Raw genomic sequence first — 15,399 nt, 5'->3', positions numbered from 1 at the left:
TACTATTTAACATACTATTATATTAAGAGAATGTTAAATATTATACGTGCATAACAAATGTAGCCAATTGGTCTAACGGTATGGCTTATGGCGAATTAACTTATAAACTGAATTATCAACAATTATTTTTGATTTTTCTTGAAGTATTTCACTAAATTACAGGTAGATGAGTCATGATTCTCAATGTTTTCTGAGGTCAAATCTTTTAAAATATTTGTGGCTAATTGCTTACCTAATTCAACTCCCCATTGATCATAACTGTATATGTTCCAAATGACTCCCTGAACAAATATTTGATGTTCATACATGGCAATAAGTGCTCCCAGGCTTTCAGGGGTAAGTTCGTCAATAAGGATGGTCGTTGATGGTTTATTGCCCTCAAAAACCTTATAAGGAAGAAGTTTTTTAATAGCTTCAGTATCCATTTTTCCTTCGAGCTCATTTTGCACTTCTAAAGCTGTTTTTCCATTCAAAAGCGCTTCGGTTTGAGCGAAGAAATTAGCCATAAGCTTATTGTGGTGGTCTTTATCTCTGTGTAAAGAATTTGTAAACCCTATAAAATCAGCTGGAATTATTTTGGTTCCCTGATGGATCAATTGGAAGAATGCATGTTGTGAATTTGTGCCAGGTTCTCCCCAAATGATGGTACCCGTTTGATAGTCCACTGAATTACCGGTTCGATCAACGCTTTTACCGTTGCTTTCCATAATGCCCTGTTGCAGGTATGCAGCAAATCGGCTTAGATATTGAGTGTAAGGGATGATAACCTCGCTTTCGGCGTTGTAAAAGTTGTTGTACCAAATGCTTAAAAGAGATAATTGTACAGGTATGTTTTCTTCGAAAGGGGTGGTTTTAAAGTGCACGTCCATTTGGTGAGCACCTTCCAGGAGTTTGTCGAAATTATCATAACCAACCGCTAAAGCGATTGATAGTCCTACAGCACTCCACAATGAAAAACGGCCACCAACCCAGTCCCACATAGGAAAGACATTTTCGCTGGCGATTCCAAATTCTTCTATTTTTGGAAGGTTGGTAGAAGCAGCAACAAAATGCTTCGCAACATCTTCCTGAACGGTTGAAAATTGATCTGACAGGAACCAATTTCTTATCGTTTGAGCATTACTGAGTGTTTCCTGGGTTGTAAAACTTTTAGAAACAATGATGAAAAGAGTGGTTTCAGGGTTTAAGCCTTTAATAGACTCATGAACATGATCGCCATCAACATTGCTGACAAAGTGTACGTTTAAATGATTTTTGTAATACTGTAAAGCTTCAGTAACCATGGCAGGTCCCAGATCTGATCCGCCGATGCCTATATTAACGATATCGGTAAATGCTTTTCCGGTATATCCCTTTCTTTCACCTGATATCACTGAATTGGAAAAGGCTTTGATTTTATTCTTAACCGCGTATACTTCAGGAATCACATTAACTCCGTCTACTAAAACACTGTCGCTCTCTTTAGCTCTTAACGCTGTATGAAGTACAGCTCTCCCTTCTGTTTCATTAATGATTTCGCCAGAAAAATACTTGTTAATGGCATCTTCCAGTTTACATTCTTTTGCCAGATCTAGAAGCAGAGATCGCGTGTCCTTTGTAATTCTGTTTTTGGAATAATCTACATAAAAGTCATTCCATTTTATTGTAAATGAATCAGCTCTATTGCTATCTTCAGCAAAGAGAGATTTCATTGTTATGTCTTTAATTTCAAGGTGGTGTTTCTGAAGTTTTTTCCAAACTTCAGTATGGGTTGGGTTAATGCTGTTTAATGCCATGTTTAGTTTAATTCTGCAATATATTCTTCTTTTTCTTCTTCAAAAATGATATTGTCCAAACGAGTCTTCACGGGCTGGACAAATTCAAGATATCTTTCTTTGATCTCGGGTTTGATGGGTTCTGCGGATGGTAAGTCCTGGCTGAACGGATCCACTTGTCTTCCGTTTTTCCAAAAACGGTAGCATACATGGGGTCCGGTAGCTAATCCGGTACTTCCTACGTAACCGATAATGTCTCCTTGTTTGACATATTCACCAACTTTAACAGCTCTCCTTGACATGTGGAGATATTGTGTTTCGTACACGCTGTTGTGGCGTATTTTAACATATTTACCGTTCCCGCCGGTGTAGCTCGATTTTGTCACAATACCATTGGCAGTGGCCCAAATAGGAGTGCCTCTTGGAGCTGCATAGTCAGTTCCTAAATGTGCCTTCCATCTTTTTTGAACAGGGTGAAAACGTCTTTTTGTAAAACGGGAGGAGATTCTAGAGTAGTTTATTGGTGCTTTTAAGAAGAAACGTCTTAATGAATTTGCCTCTTCATCATAGTAGTCACTTCTGTCGTGAATTGTGTCTGTTTTAAATCTAAATGAATAGAAAGACTCATCCATATGCTCGAAATAGGCAGCTTTTATTTTACCCATTCCTGCATATATAGTATCATCGATATAGCGTTCCTCGTAAATTACCTTAAAACGATCACCAGCCTGTAATCTGAAGAAGTCAATGGTCCAGGCATATATGTCCGCCAATTCATGCGATACCTGATAGTCCATTCCTTTTTCCAGAATAGCTTCGGATAAAGAGCTTGTAATAGTTCCTGTGGCTTCCCTTTCAACAACTTTAACGGGTTTTTTCTTTGAATAGGCATGAATTGAATCTGCAAAGTTTACAACCACATAGTCAATTTTATTTGGTTGATAAATGAAGCATTGCGGGATTTGAAGTGAATCCTTGGAACATAATATGGTATAAGGTTTACCGGCTTGTAGCTTTCTGATGTCGAAACTATCCTTAGTTTGTTCCGCAATCTGGTAAACCAGTGAATAATCGATTCTATTCTTGGCTAAAATCTCACCAAAACTATCTCCTTGTTTGATCGTGTCGCGAAGAACAAAAAAATTGTTTAGGTTAAAACCGAATTCTTTAACTTCTTTTGGTTTTTCAATAACTACTTGTTTTTCAACATGAGCATCTTCCTTTTCTTTCTTACATGCTGATAAACTTAACAATACCAGCGTTCCCAACAAGAGTTTCCTTAGCATTTATTCTTTATTTTTCAGGATTAAACATATGATCGACCCATTGCTTTCCCCAATCGAGTTTTTCTTGATCGCTCCAAAGTTCAGGAAAAAAGATGATTTTTTGGTAACTTGGAGGTAAAAATTGCTTCCAATTGGTTCCGCCAGTGGCATCTATGGTTTCTTTTTCTCTTCTTAAATAGCGATATGCTGACCCCATATGCATCAGTGGCCAATGCACATTCGCATTAGTGTCTAGCGTTCTTAACGCCTTAATAAGATCTTTATTGTTTTTTTCGTTTTCAGGTAATTGCAAATACTTTTGGTATAGCGTCGAATTTTTTACTTGATTCGCGATCCGCATAAATCTGGGAGTGTATCGATACTCAAACTGTTTTAAAGTCAGTGTTTTTTCACCAGTTTCTATATCCGTTGCGCCTTTTTTCCAATAAATATTTTCATACAGGGTTTCAAGTTCATTTTCCGATGCTAGTTCATCCCGCATTGAAAGATGTACCAGGTTTTGCATCGGGGTGGCATAAAACTCAATCATTCGATACTGTGCTGATTGAAAGCCACTGGCAGGAAGCAAAGACATACGATATTGTAAAAACTGTTCGCGTTCCATGCCTGTAATCATAATTTCAAATGAGGAAATTAAGGCCTTGAAATAATTGTTGATACGGTTGACCTTTTTAATGAAAAACTCAGCTCGCTGTAACTTATCGTCTATAAGTTGTTTTTGCTCATGAATGATCAGTTTGAAATAAAGCTCAGTGATCTGGTGATACATTATAAATATTTCCTCGTCCGGGAAATGCGTTCGGGGAATTTGAAGACTCAGTAAAGTGTCTAAATGAATATAGTCCCAATAGGTAAGATATCTGTCGTGTAATAGTCCGTCAAGGTATGAACCAAGATCCTGTCCTGAATTTTTATACTTCTCTTCAAGCTTTGCTATCCTCTCTGCAATTTCAGGTTTTATTTCCATTGTTTAGTCTAACTGAATTTTGAATTGGTGTTTTAATCCTTTAAAGGCATTGAGATCTGCTTTTAATGAACCGATTATTAAATCTGCCTGTATTCTTACAGGTACTCTGTTTTTGTCGTCACTAACCCAGAGCGTTACACTTTCCTTTTCTTTAAAAATCCTTCCCGATTGTACGTAAGGTCTGAATTTTAAACATCGTACCTTTCCAAACTTGGTATTTAAGGTTTCCCATCCAAGGAACCTGAGTTTAAAATTAAAAATTTCATCGTCGTCATAGAGTAACTCCAGGTCAACCTCTTGTCCAATTTTAAAATTGGAAAAATCATAGCTGTTCCTTAAATAGTAAAATGCAGAGATTAAATCCTGTATGCCATCAGGAGTGTTTATTGTAGTTGTTCTGTTGTGCTTATGATTAAAGACCGTTGCTTTGTCCTGCTCGTGATTAAAATTGATCTCCAGATCTTTAGTGTAACCACCCTCGTCAATTTGTCTTATAAATTTATAGGGAATCAATTTTTCCTTGTCGAAATAACTTTCGTAGTTGTCGTCAACTTTAAAGAACATTCTCGCCAGGCCCGTGGTGCTTCCTTTCCCGACTACATGATAAACATCCTTGCCTTTTAGCGTAGTTTCATTGACACTTAAAGTGGCATAGCTCGCGTTGAAAATTCCATAGTGAATCCTGAACTGAAACCATTCACCATCTCTAAAAGCACTGTGAGAGTTTGGAGCTTTGGTTTCAATCGGTAAAAGAAAAATCGATGCAAGTAATATAAGTAGTTTATTCATACTTTAAAATCTGTTGTAAAAATAATAAATTCAGTTACATACTGTCTTAAAGTTTGTTAAACAATTATGATACCAAAAAGGAATTAAAATAAAAAAAGCCTTTCTGTTTTAAGAGAAAGGCTTTAATGTTGTATAAGCAGGAAAATTTATTCTCCAGCGTTTTCTACAGCTTCTTTAGCATCTTTAGCAGCTTCTTCAGTAGCTTCTTTAGCTTCCTCAGCAGCCTCTTCAAGAGTATCAACAGCCTCTTCTACAGCTTCTTTAGCGTCTTCAGTTACTTCTTTAACAGCCTCAGCAGCCTCTTCAGTTTTTTCTTCTACAGCTTCGATGCTGTCTTGTGCAGCTTCTTCAGCTTTCTTAGTGTCTTTACAAGCAACTAGTGAGGTACCAAGTGCTAAGATAAGAGCGATGTTTAAAATAGACTTCTTCATGATTTGTTTTGAGTTTTATCAGTTTATTAACTAAAGTGCGAAAGTGCAATTTTTTTTAGTAGCTTCAAAATGTTTTTTAACATTTTTTTAGTAGGAGGTGTTTTTTGAGGGGTTTTCGCCAATGTATTTGCATATCAGGTCTTTAGAGCCCCTCTTTTTTTCGATGTACTTAGCGTTAAGTTTACCTTTCTCTAACCTAACGGTGTTTTTTTCTATTAAAATTTTAAGAATATTATTGAATTCCTCTTGAGATTTAATAGAGGTGATACCTCCATTGGCTATCAAATCAACTGCTTCTTTGAATTTTTGATAGTTTTTACCAATAATTACAGGTATTCCGAATACAGCCGGTTCTAAAGTGTTGTGCAGTCCAGTGGTGCCCATGCCTCCGCCTACATAAGCAATGTCTGCATAACTGTAAATTTTGGTTAATATGCCAATCGTGTCAATAATGAAAACCTGGTATTCCTCCAGAAGTTGATCATCTTTTTTAGAGAATAAGACTGTTTTTTTTAGAATGTTAGCTTGTAGCTTTTCGATCTCCTTGTTTTTAATGTTATGCGGGGCAATGATGTATTTCGTGTTCGACGTGTCATTGTTAATGAATGATGCCAGTAGCTCATGGTCTTCAGGCCAGGTGCTTCCCGCGACAATACAAAGTTCATTGCTTTTAAATGTTTCAATGAAAGGGAGGGAGTTGTCTCTGTTTAAAATTTCCGAAACCCTGTCAAACCTTGTATCGCCACTAACCGTAGCGTTGGTGTAATCAATACCCTCCAAAAGTTTTTTCGAGTTGGTGTCCTGAACGAAAAAATGATCAAAGGTGGATAATGAAGACCGCATAAAACCTCCATACCATTTGAAAAAGGCTTGATCTTCCCTGAAGATAGCTGAAATAAGCAATGTTTTAATCTTTCGTTTTTTTAATTCAGAAAGGTAGTTAGGCCAGAATTCATACTTTACAAAAATCACCAATTCAGGATCAACGATATCAATAAATTTACCTGCATTAGAACGGGTGTCCAGAGGTAAATAGGTTACAATGTCAGCTGCATCAGTATTTTTTTTAACCTCGTATCCTGATGGAGAAAAGAAGGTAACCAGGATTTTATAGCCAGGTAATCGTTTTCTAACCTCCTCTATTACCGGAAGGCCCTGTTCAAATTCACCTAAAGAAGCGGTGTGGAACCAGACCACCTTATCGGACGGATGTATATTGCTTTTTAAATGCCTGAAAACATCTTTTCTGCCGGTGATGAATAGCTTTATTTTTTTATTGAATAAGGCAACTATGTGTAGTAAACCTCCCGTTATAATTACTAAAATGTTATAGATAAAAAACACCATTTGTTAGTTTGCTGCTAAAATACATCTCTTTAGGTAAATTCATTGGCTGCAGTTCCTTAATTTTGTAATATTGTTTCATATAACTAATTAAGTGGATGAAGAAAATTCAAATGGTTGACCTGAAAGGTCAATACGAGGCGATTAAAGATACCGTAAAGAATTCTATAGATGAAGTTTTAGAAACCAGTGCGTTTATAAACGGACCGTATGTCCATCAATTCCAAAAAGATCTCGAGTCATATTTAGATGTTAAACATGTTATTCCATGTGCTAATGGAACCGATGCTTTACAGATTGCAATGATGGGGTTAGGTTTGAAGCCCGGCGATGAAGTCATTACAGCCGATTTTACGTTTGCAGCCACTGTGGAGGTTATAGCCCTTCTTAATCTTACGCCTGTTTTGGTAGATGTTAATGAAGAAGATTTTAATATTTCAATAGAGGCTATTGAAAAAGCCATCACTCCGAAGACTAAAGCCATCGTTCCCGTACATTTATTTGGCCAATGTGCCAACATGGAGGCGATAATGAAGCTGGCTGAAAAACATAATCTTTTTGTGATAGAGGATAATGCGCAGGCAATTGGTGCTAGTTATACCTTTGAAGATGGTACTCAGAAAAAAGCAGGAACCATAGGTCATGTTGCAGCTACGTCTTTTTTTCCATCCAAGAACCTTGGGTGTTATGGGGATGGAGGAGCGATATTCACCAATGATGACAAACTCGCTCATACCCTTAGAGGTGTAGTAAACCATGGAATGTACGAACGCTATCATCACGATGTAGTTGGAGTTAACTCTAGATTGGACAGTATTCAGGCAGCCGTTCTGGGAGCAAAATTGCCAAATCTGGATGCTTATAATGAGGCACGTTATTTAGCAGCAAAAAAATATACCGAAGCTCTTAAGGAATGTGAGCATGTTATCACTCCTTATTTCTCAGACAAAAAGGAGGAACATGTATTTCATCAGTATACCTTGCGAATTACCAACGGAAAACGTGATGATTTGGTGAAGTACCTGAATGAAAATGGGATTCCTTGCGGAGTATATTATCCAATACCACTACACCTGCAAAAGGCCTATTCGGATAATCGTTATAATGAATCCGAATTTAAAACAACAAATCAATTGGTAAAAGAGGTTATCTCTTTACCTATGCATACAGAACTGGATGACGATCAAATTGATTTTATAACTTCCAAAGTTATTGAATTTGTAAATCGCTAAATATATAAGGTCTGCCCTGACTATGATTTGGGTTAGGGTAGTCTTAAGTTAATAAGATGGTCTTTTTATCTGAAGGTGATCTCCTCACATTTTATTTTTGATACTAAAAGTTCTTGTGGTTCAAAAAACAATACAGGTTATGGGAAGAACAGGTGGGGTGTTATAATGACTCCCTGCAATTTTCTGTACTTTTGAATTCAAATAATTAGTCATAAATACCGGAAACATTGAAAATATTAGTAACAGGTGGACTTGGGTTTATAGGTTCGCATACCGTTGTAGAATTACAAAATGCAGGCTTCGATGTAGTAATTATCGATAATTTATCAAATGCGTCTATTGAAGTTTTAGACGGGATTACCAGCATCACAAAAAAAGCTCCAGAATTTGAAAAATTAGATCTTCGCGATAAATTAAAAGTACAGGCGTTCTTCGAAGAACATCAGGATATTGATGGGGTGATTCATTTTGCCGCTTCCAAAGCAGTGGGAGAGAGTGTCGAAAAGCCGCTATTGTACTATGAAAACAACATTAACACCTTAGTGTATTTGCTTCAGGAGCTTTCGAAAAAAGGGAATGCAAATTTTATCTTTAGTTCATCCTGTACCGTGTACGGTCAGGCAGATCAACTTCCAATCACTGAAAATGCACCTGTAAAGCCTGCGGAATCCCCGTACGGTAATACCAAGCAAATAGGGGAAGAAATCATTGGTGATACCTGTAAAGTATACAATGAGTTAAATGCTATTTCCTTAAGATATTTTAACCCGATCGGAGCGCACCCGTCAGCTGAAATAGGGGAGTTGCCAATTGGAGTTCCTCAAAACTTAGTTCCATTCATTACCCAGACAGGTATGGGTTTACGACAGGAGTTGTCAGTTTTTGGAGATGATTATCCAACTCCTGATGGTACTTGTATCCGCGATTACATACATGTGGTAGACCTTGCTAAAGCGCATGTTGTGGCCTTGCAGAGATTATTAAAAGGTGCTAACAAAGCTAACTATGAAGTGTTTAATGTGGGAACAGGTAAGGGGAGTTCCGTCATGGAGGTAATCGAAAGTTTTGAACGTGTTTCCGGACAGAAACTTAATTACAAAATAGCCCCAAGGAGACCCGGAGATGTTATCGAAGCTTACGCCGACACGACAAAGGCTAACGAAGAGTTAGGTTGGAAGGCGGTGTCAACACTTGATGATGCCATGGCCTCTGCATGGAAATGGGAGCAAAAGATTCGGAAAAAATAATACCTTTATGGTATACCAATCTTTAATCTTTTAAACATGAAATATATTACTACCCTACTGTTTGCGATTGTTTCAACCGTCGTTTTCGGACAAGACATGCTTTTACACTGTGGTAAAATGGTAGACACCGAAAAAGGAAAGGTGTATGTAAATAAAACGATTGTTGTTTCCGGAGATCAGATAAAAGCAATTAAAGATGGTTACCTGGATCCAAAATCTAATGAAATAATTGTCGATTTAAAAGATAAAACGGTTTTACCAGGATTGGTGGATATGCATGTGCATTTGGAGGGGGAAACCAATCCTAAACGATATATGGCACGCTATACATATAATGATGCAGATATCGCTTTTGAAAGTGCAGTTTATGCAAAAAGAACATTACTGGCTGGTTTTACAACGGTTAGAGATCTTGGAGGATCAGGTGTAAATATTGCCCTTCGTAACGCTGTTAACAAAGGTTTAGTGGATGGTCCGCGCATTTTTACTGCAGGTAAAGCCATCGCTACTACAGGAGGGCATGCAGACCCGACAAACGGAAGTAAAAAAGAACTCATCGGAGACCCGGGGCCCAAAGAAGGTGTTGTTAATTCTCCCGAAGATGCACGTAAAGCAGTGCGTCAAAGATATAAGAACGGCGCCGATGTGATAAAAATAACAGCCACCGGAGGAGTTTTAAGCGTGGCTAAAAGTGGAAGAAATCCGCAATTCTTTATAGATGAGGTGAAAGCAATAACCGAAACAGCTAAGGATTATGGGATGTTGGTAGCAGCACATGCACATGGTGATGAGGGGATGCAACGAGCTGTTAAAGGGGGAGTGAAAACTATAGAGCATGGGACTTTTATGAGTGAAGAAACCATGGAACTGATGAAGGAATATGATGCCTACCTGGTACCAACTATTACAGCAGGAAAGTATGTGGCTGAGAAAGCGGAAGTGGAAGGGTTTTATCCTGAAATTGTTGCTCCCAAGGCAAGAGAGGTAGGTCCGCAAATACAAGGGACTTTTGCGAAGGCGTATAAAAAAGGAGTGCCGATTGGTTTTGGTACCGATGCCGGGGTTTTTCCGCATGGGGAGAATGGGAAGGAATTTGCCTATATGACCGAGGTAGGGATGCCCGTAATGGAGGCGATTCAGTCGGCCACCGTAGTTGCGGCAAAATTGTTGGGAGAAGAAATGAAGATCGGACAGTTGAAAAAGGGTTTTTATGCAGATATTATAGCAGTTGATGAAGATCCGACCCAGAATGTAAAAACCCTGGAAAATGTTGTTTTTGTTATGAAAGACGGAAAGATTTATAAAGATTGATTCATGACCGAAGAAATAGCAAATAGTGAGTCATTGCTTTCAAATGCACAAAAGGAGCATTTGTATGAAAAGCTGATAATTCAGTTAAATAAAGATTTGGTGCTTGCCAATACAGAAGTGGAATTTAAAAAAAACATCGATTCAACTACCCTGAAACAAACACTGCATGAGTTTGTTTATAAACTAATCAATGAGCGGTTTTCGGATTACCTTAATCTTTTATATATAGTTGATGTGTCGGAGCAACAGGTGAAGAAACTCGATGGTTCAGATACGCTGTTGCTTTCAGAGCAAATAACCTATTTGATTCTAAAACGAGAATGGCAAAAGGTGTGGTATAAAAACAAATATTAAGCGCCTAGAAATAAACCCTTACGAAGGGGATAAAAGCATCGGCGTAAAAGCTTTTGTCTTCATCGTGTAAAACATCGTACTTAATTCCAAAAGTAACATTCCTGGTGCTGTATCCCAATCCGAAGAATAAAGCGGGTACCCAGTATTGATCGCGAATATTGTCTCCTATATATTCAAATTTTCTGTTCACGTGAAGCTCTTCAAATTCACCGGATACCTGGATCTCCGGAATTGGATTGTATAAACCTATAACGCTACCGCCTAAAATGGTTGCTGTGTACACGTCTTTTTGATCTGCGTAACTAAAGTTTAATCCTAAACCGGTAGCAAATTGACTGTTTACCTGGTAAATGGCACTCGGTGCCAGGGTGCCACTAAACCATCCATTACCGAATCCTAAACCTAAACCCCCGCCAAACCTAACATTTTGCCAAAAATCCTGTTGACCTGAATTATAACGAACCTGAGCCTTGGCAGGTGTTGAGAGTAGAAATAAAAAAGCTAACAATGTTAATAGTTTGATGGTTTTCATAATAAAAAAGAAAAAAATCTTCGTCTCATTATATAGACTTAGAAATGGTGTGTTAACGTTATATTTGATGATCTATCAGCAAATTACGAAACAAAATTGAGAAAATCCAACATTGTTATATCATAAAAGTTAACAAGGAGGGATGTATCGTGAAAAAGGCGATGGTACGATGGCTTCTGAAAATGTGGAGGGATAGTAAAAAGAACTTGCCTTATTCCCCGAATTGAAATAAGGCAAGTACGCTAAAAACTAAAAAACAAAAAATGAAAAAGATGAACCACTTCACTTAATTGAAAGTAGTGGTGAGTTTGATGTTTTTAATTGCTTGGTTGAAACCATTTTAAAAGTCTTTTTTTGTAGCTTTTCGGTAAATGTTTAAGGCGGGGATAATGATCCAGATTCCAAGGGTTAATAGAGAAATGATCACTCCTTGCATCGTTCCAAAAAAATCTTTAAAGATAGCCCCGGTATACCCCATTAATGCTGAGATGTCTAGTTTTAGTAGAATCAAAATTCTCGAAAGGTCAATCGGGTTAAACATGGTGGCTGCCAAAGAGAAATTATCTAAGGGATAGTCTTTAAATATGAATAATGATATTAAGAAGATACCGTCGTAAATGACTGCCATGAATAACCAAAGTAAGATTACATAGCTGAATCCCTTAATTTTATTGTTATTGTAGAGCGCAATATTATATGCTAAGGCTACGAAAATAAAGTTTAAAAACACACCAGTTATCAATAACATGCTGAAATTCCAAATCGCTGCTGAATTGAGAAGGCCATAGAAGGTAAAAGGAATTCCTAATCCTATAATTAAACTCATGCTTAATGAAATAGTAATACCCAGATATTGACCCAAAAAGATATTCGTTCTTTTAATGGGCTGTGCCAGGAGGAGTTCTATAAATTCTCTGGAGTCGTAATAATACATTATTCCAAATACAGTAGCAATAAGAGGTGTAAGAACAATAATGATGTTCATAAGGGTAATAACAGATTTGGAAATATCATTATTTAAAAACAGCAATACAAATCCGAGAGCAAGGTAAAACAGGAGGTAAACATAGCTCCAGCTGCTTCTTATCAGATCGAAAAAACTATATCGTATTATTTTAAGCATAACTAGTGGTTAAAATAGAGGCAATTGCTTCCTCAAAATTAGACTTATTAGTGTTTTCCTTGAGTTTACTCACAGACCCCTTGAAATAAATATTACCGTCCAGCAGAAATACTATTTCGTCCGAAATTTCTTCTATAAAACTTAGTATATGAGAAGAAATAATGATGGTTTTTCCCTTGGCGCGTTCCGCCAGAATGATTTTTTTAAGTTCAAGTACAGATACCGGGTCGAGGCCGGAAGTAGGCTCATCCATAATAATAATCGGATTGTCGACCATAAATGTTAAGACCGCATTTACCTTTTGCTTGGTACCTCCCGAAAGGTCACCAAGGTTTTTGTTTAAAAATGGAGCCAGATTAAAAGTAGCTACCAAAGAGGTTTCGTCACAAGGTTTGTTTTTAAGGTTTTTGATCATTTTAAGGAGTTCAGCAACCTTTAGGTTTTTTGGAAAATGAGCGATTTGGGGTAAATAACTCACCTGATGCCGATAGCGCCACTGTTTCTTAATGTTTTCTCCCTGAATCCAAATGTCTCCACTATTGGGAATTACCATTCCCAGCATGCTTTTAATAAGGGTGGTTTTTCCCGAGCCGTTCGGCCCTAGGATGGCAAATACACCACCGCTTTTAATCTGCAGATCTATGCCTTTTAGAACTTCTAAACTGCCAAATTTCTTATGTAATTTTTCAATCGTGATCATAAGGCTTTTTTCATTAATGGTTTGCTGTCGTATAGATCGGTGGGTGTGAAAATTGGAGAAACTTTTTCAGAAAAATTTAGCACGTCGATCATTAAACTTCTTAACAGTATGATACTTTCAGGTGATTGATTTACGATATAAGAAAAAAGCTTGACGGGTCGATGTGGAACATCGCCAATTCCGTTTTTATCCAAATCGTAACCCGAATACTCACCCCAATAATTGTTCTCAAAAGAATTGTTGTTCAATCTTCCGCTATAAGCAACATCAAAGGTGTTGTTGAGAAAGTTGTTTTTAGTAAAGTTATTGTCAAAACAAGCACCGAGAATTTTTACTGCCCAACCGTTTTCTATAAAGTTGTTACCGAGATACTCAATTCTGTTTGAGCCCTCTGCATTAATACCAATAGTGTTTTTTTCAAAGGTGTTTCGAGTGATTTCAGCATCGTATATTTCTTTTAATAAAAGACCGTAGGAAGCAGTGCCCCAGTTTTTGAGAAATTTATTTTCGTGCATCGATATTTTTTTGGAAAACATAACCGCCACCCCAGCTCCGTTTCGTTCAAAGATGTTGTTTTCATAGCGGTCTTCGTTTGAAAACATAAAATGGAGTCCATATCGTAAATTGTCATGACTGGAATTGTTAATTACGTTGCTGTGATCTACAAATTCAAAATAAATTCCATCCCTCACGTTCGATACTTTATTGTTGTCTATGGTAATGTTGTTACAATGCCATAGGTGAATGCCATTTCCTGATTTATATTCAACCGTGGCATTCCCTTTTATAATGTTGTTTTTGATAAGGCCTTTGCTGCATTTTTCAAGGAAGATGCCGTAATATACATTTTCGAATTGATTGCTTTCGATTTTGAATTTTTTAGACTTTATTAGTCTGATGGCTGCATGGTCTTTGGTGAAACTCTGTCCTACATTCTGAAATTTAAAGCCTTTAATGGTAAAAGAGTCTGTTTGAACAGTGAGAATTTCGTGTTCGTTCATCCCGTCCATTATTGGATATTCATTGCCTATGAGGGTAAGGTTTTTGTTGATCCTAATAGGCTTATTGGTGGTAATATCATTTGAAACTACAATCGTGTCATTGTTTTGTGCCAGCTCTATGGCTATTGCTAAATCTGAAATAGGACAATCTTTACAAACGTTAATGGTTTGTCCATTTCCAACAGAAAAAAAGATTAGCGCGAACAAGGATATGATTGTATGGTGTTTCATGTCCCGATGAGGTTTATTGGTTTTTGAAATAATTCTTTAATTGCTCCCAGGTGTAATACGTGCCTCCCGCGTCTTTAATGATCTTGTCCATTTCAGGACGCTCACTGAAAGCTGATAGGTTTGCTCCCATCGGACTGCTAATGGCTGGACTAATTACATAATTGGCGTTTTTAGCGTCGATCAGTTTTTTGGGGTTTTGGTAATCATTCACTAAGAATAAGGTGTAATCTGATGTCGAATTATTTAGCAGGAAGTTGACCATGCATTCAATAGCATCATACTTAAAAACTTTTCCGTTGTTGTTTACAAGCTCAGCCGCATGTTGCGGATCTACGATGGTCATTTTACAATAATGACAAGCATCAGAGCCATATTTTATGGGAGCTTGTTTGATTTCGCAAGAAACTATAGTCAGAGGTAGTGCTAAAATAGCTGCCAACTGTGTTGCTTTAATCCCTGCCTTAATTTTTTTGTTGCGTCTTCGCCCAATGAAGAAAGCTGTGAAAGCTAAAAGGATGGCGATAAACATAAAATAAGTGCCCAGTTCAGGATATGATTTAGCTAAAAAATTCAATAAATATTTTTCGCCGAATAAAGGAGGTTGATAAGCCATTCCTGGTACTTTGATAGGTGCTTCAGGACTAAGGTTGTGCCCATAATCATATTCCCAAAGGTAAAAGTCATAAATTCCTAACAATCCTAGAATTCCAAGTACAGAGGACCATATAAGATATAAAATTCGCTTTCCCCAGATGGCAATAACGATGCCTGCTATACTCATTCCTCCGATGATATAGGGGAAGTAACTGAGTTCGGGAATGGCATCCGGTTCTATAAACTTCATCCCTACATAATGGTTTAGAATATTGATGTTTTGCAAGGTTGAAGGGCTGTCACCAGTTATTTGATTAATCCAGATATATAATGATATACCATCTGGATATTGAGGAGCGATAAGGGTTATCTGCCAAATAGGGAAAACAAACAGCAATAAGAGTAGGAGTGCTGCCAGTAGCATTAGTATGTTATCGAACTTTTTCATTTTTTCATTTTTTTGGAAGTTCTGAGGCAGGCGAGGCCTGCCTCAGAACAACAGG

At 37.4% G+C, this 15,399-nt stretch carries 15 protein-coding genes; 4 read left to right on the top strand and 11 right to left on the bottom strand.

What is annotated here, in order from left to right; translation table 11 throughout:
- Nucleotides 1-122: 122 nt before the first annotated feature.
- The 6 genes from pgi to BM361_RS15295 all read right to left on the bottom strand — a co-directional run bounded on the left by pgi (nt 123) and on the right by BM361_RS15295 (nt 6,574).
- Nucleotides 123-1,775 carry a glucose-6-phosphate isomerase gene (gene pgi / locus BM361_RS15320; RefSeq protein ID WP_074979948.1) on the bottom strand — a complete coding sequence of 551 codons (1,653 nt, stop codon included), beginning with the start codon at nt 1,773-1,775 and terminating at the stop codon, nt 123-125.
- A 2-nt stretch (nt 1,776-1,777) separates the two neighbouring features.
- Nucleotides 1,778-3,040 carry a M23 family metallopeptidase gene (locus tag BM361_RS15315; protein ID WP_038266951.1) on the bottom strand — a complete coding sequence of 421 codons (1,263 nt, stop codon included), beginning with the start codon at nt 3,038-3,040 and terminating at the stop codon, nt 1,778-1,780.
- A 7-nt stretch (nt 3,041-3,047) separates the two neighbouring features.
- The gene (locus BM361_RS15310; protein WP_038266948.1) at nt 3,048-4,007 is read right to left on the bottom strand and encodes a tryptophan 2,3-dioxygenase family protein; all 960 of its coding nucleotides are present in this window, start codon (nt 4,005-4,007) and stop codon (nt 3,048-3,050) included.
- A 3-nt stretch (nt 4,008-4,010) separates the two neighbouring features.
- A complete protein-coding gene (locus BM361_RS15305; protein WP_038266945.1) occupies nt 4,011-4,796 on the bottom strand; it encodes a DUF3108 domain-containing protein in 786 nt (261 codons plus the stop codon).
- Between the two features lie 146 nt (nt 4,797-4,942).
- On the bottom strand, nt 4,943-5,227 hold the full coding sequence (locus BM361_RS15300; RefSeq protein ID WP_038266942.1) for a hypothetical protein: 285 nt from the start codon (nt 5,225-5,227) through the stop codon (nt 4,943-4,945).
- Between the two features lie 87 nt (nt 5,228-5,314).
- Nucleotides 5,315-6,574, bottom strand: a complete 1,260-nt coding sequence (locus BM361_RS15295; RefSeq protein ID WP_317039408.1) for a 3-deoxy-D-manno-octulosonic acid transferase — start codon at nt 6,572-6,574, stop codon at nt 5,315-5,317.
- A 95-nt stretch (nt 6,575-6,669) separates the two neighbouring features.
- On the opposite strand from BM361_RS15295, the gene BM361_RS15290 reads away from it, so the two are divergent.
- The 4 genes from BM361_RS15290 (at nt 6,670) to BM361_RS15275 (ending at nt 10,715) form a co-directional block, all read left to right on the top strand.
- Entirely contained in the window at nt 6,670-7,803 is a 1,134-nt protein-coding gene (locus tag BM361_RS15290; protein WP_074979947.1) for a DegT/DnrJ/EryC1/StrS family aminotransferase, read from the top strand.
- A 227-nt stretch (nt 7,804-8,030) separates the two neighbouring features.
- Nucleotides 8,031-9,050, top strand: coding sequence for a UDP-glucose 4-epimerase GalE (gene galE / locus BM361_RS15285; RefSeq protein ID WP_038266936.1), 1,020 nt, complete (start codon nt 8,031-8,033; stop codon nt 9,048-9,050).
- A 36-nt stretch (nt 9,051-9,086) separates the two neighbouring features.
- On the top strand, nt 9,087-10,361 hold the full coding sequence (locus BM361_RS15280; protein ID WP_074979945.1) for a metal-dependent hydrolase family protein: 1,275 nt from the start codon (nt 9,087-9,089) through the stop codon (nt 10,359-10,361).
- 3 nt (nt 10,362-10,364) lie between these two features.
- Entirely contained in the window at nt 10,365-10,715 is a 351-nt protein-coding gene (locus BM361_RS15275) for a hypothetical protein (protein ID WP_074979944.1), read from the top strand.
- A 4-nt stretch (nt 10,716-10,719) separates the two neighbouring features.
- On the opposite strand, the gene BM361_RS15270 is transcribed toward BM361_RS15275, so the two are convergent.
- The 5 genes from BM361_RS15270 to BM361_RS17215 form a co-directional block, all read right to left on the bottom strand.
- Nucleotides 10,720-11,247: an alpha-ketoglutarate decarboxylase gene (locus tag BM361_RS15270; RefSeq protein ID WP_074979942.1), complete on the bottom strand. Its 528-nt coding sequence runs from the start codon at nt 11,245-11,247 to the stop codon at nt 10,720-10,722.
- A 340-nt stretch (nt 11,248-11,587) separates the two neighbouring features.
- Nucleotides 11,588-12,370, bottom strand: coding sequence for an ABC transporter permease (locus BM361_RS15265; protein ID WP_074979940.1), 783 nt, complete (start codon nt 12,368-12,370; stop codon nt 11,588-11,590).
- On the bottom strand, nt 12,363-13,070 hold the full coding sequence (locus BM361_RS15260) for an ABC transporter ATP-binding protein (RefSeq protein WP_038266922.1): 708 nt from the start codon (nt 13,068-13,070) through the stop codon (nt 12,363-12,365). Before BM361_RS15260 ends, BM361_RS15265 begins: the two co-directional genes overlap by 8 nt.
- On the bottom strand, nt 13,067-14,302 hold the full coding sequence (gene nosD, locus BM361_RS15255) for a nitrous oxide reductase family maturation protein NosD (protein ID WP_074979939.1): 1,236 nt from the start codon (nt 14,300-14,302) through the stop codon (nt 13,067-13,069). The genes BM361_RS15260 and nosD overlap by 4 nt, the downstream gene beginning before the upstream one ends.
- Nucleotides 14,303-14,315: 13 nt before the next feature.
- The gene (locus BM361_RS17215; RefSeq protein WP_317039407.1) at nt 14,316-15,344 is read right to left on the bottom strand and encodes a nitrous oxide reductase accessory protein NosL; all 1,029 of its coding nucleotides are present in this window, start codon (nt 15,342-15,344) and stop codon (nt 14,316-14,318) included.
- Nucleotides 15,345-15,399: the final 55 nt, after the last annotated feature.

The organism is Zhouia amylolytica (genome assembly GCF_900116365.1).
GTDB lineage: Bacteria > Bacteroidota > Bacteroidia > Flavobacteriales > Flavobacteriaceae > Zhouia > Zhouia amylolytica.
The sequence above is the reverse complement of the archived record's forward strand: the minus strand, read 5'-3'. Positions and strand labels throughout refer to the sequence as shown.

Bases quoted from the DNA above. Each gene is read 5' to 3' on its own strand.
- BM361_RS17215 (WP_317039407.1), bottom strand. From the start codon at position 15,344: ATGAAAAAGTTCGATAACATACTAATGCTACTGGCAGCACTCCTACTC.
- BM361_RS15300 (WP_038266942.1), bottom strand. From the start codon at position 5,227: ATGAAGAAGTCTATTTTAAACATCGCTCTTATCTTAGCACTTGGTACC.
- pgi (WP_074979948.1), bottom strand. From the start codon at position 1,775: ATGGCATTAAACAGCATTAACCCAACCCATACTGAAGTTTGGAAAAAA.
- BM361_RS15265 (WP_074979940.1), bottom strand. From the start codon at position 12,370: ATGCTTAAAATAATACGATATAGTTTTTTCGATCTGATAAGAAGCAGC.
- BM361_RS15290 (WP_074979947.1), top strand. From the start codon at position 6,670: ATGAAGAAAATTCAAATGGTTGACCTGAAAGGTCAATACGAGGCGATT.
- BM361_RS15260 (WP_038266922.1), bottom strand. From the start codon at position 13,070: ATGATCACGATTGAAAAATTACATAAGAAATTTGGCAGTTTAGAAGTT.
- BM361_RS15280 (WP_074979945.1), top strand. From the start codon at position 9,087: ATGAAATATATTACTACCCTACTGTTTGCGATTGTTTCAACCGTCGTT.
- BM361_RS15295 (WP_317039408.1), bottom strand. From the start codon at position 6,574: ATGGTGTTTTTTATCTATAACATTTTAGTAATTATAACGGGAGGTTTA.
- BM361_RS15305 (WP_038266945.1), bottom strand. From the start codon at position 4,796: ATGAATAAACTACTTATATTACTTGCATCGATTTTTCTTTTACCGATT.
- BM361_RS15270 (WP_074979942.1), bottom strand. From the start codon at position 11,247: ATGAAAACCATCAAACTATTAACATTGTTAGCTTTTTTATTTCTACTC.
- BM361_RS15275 (WP_074979944.1), top strand. From the start codon at position 10,365: ATGACCGAAGAAATAGCAAATAGTGAGTCATTGCTTTCAAATGCACAA.
- nosD (WP_074979939.1), bottom strand. From the start codon at position 14,302: ATGAAACACCATACAATCATATCCTTGTTCGCGCTAATCTTTTTTTCT.
- BM361_RS15310 (WP_038266948.1), bottom strand. From the start codon at position 4,007: ATGGAAATAAAACCTGAAATTGCAGAGAGGATAGCAAAGCTTGAAGAG.
- BM361_RS15315 (WP_038266951.1), bottom strand. From the start codon at position 3,040: ATGCTAAGGAAACTCTTGTTGGGAACGCTGGTATTGTTAAGTTTATCA.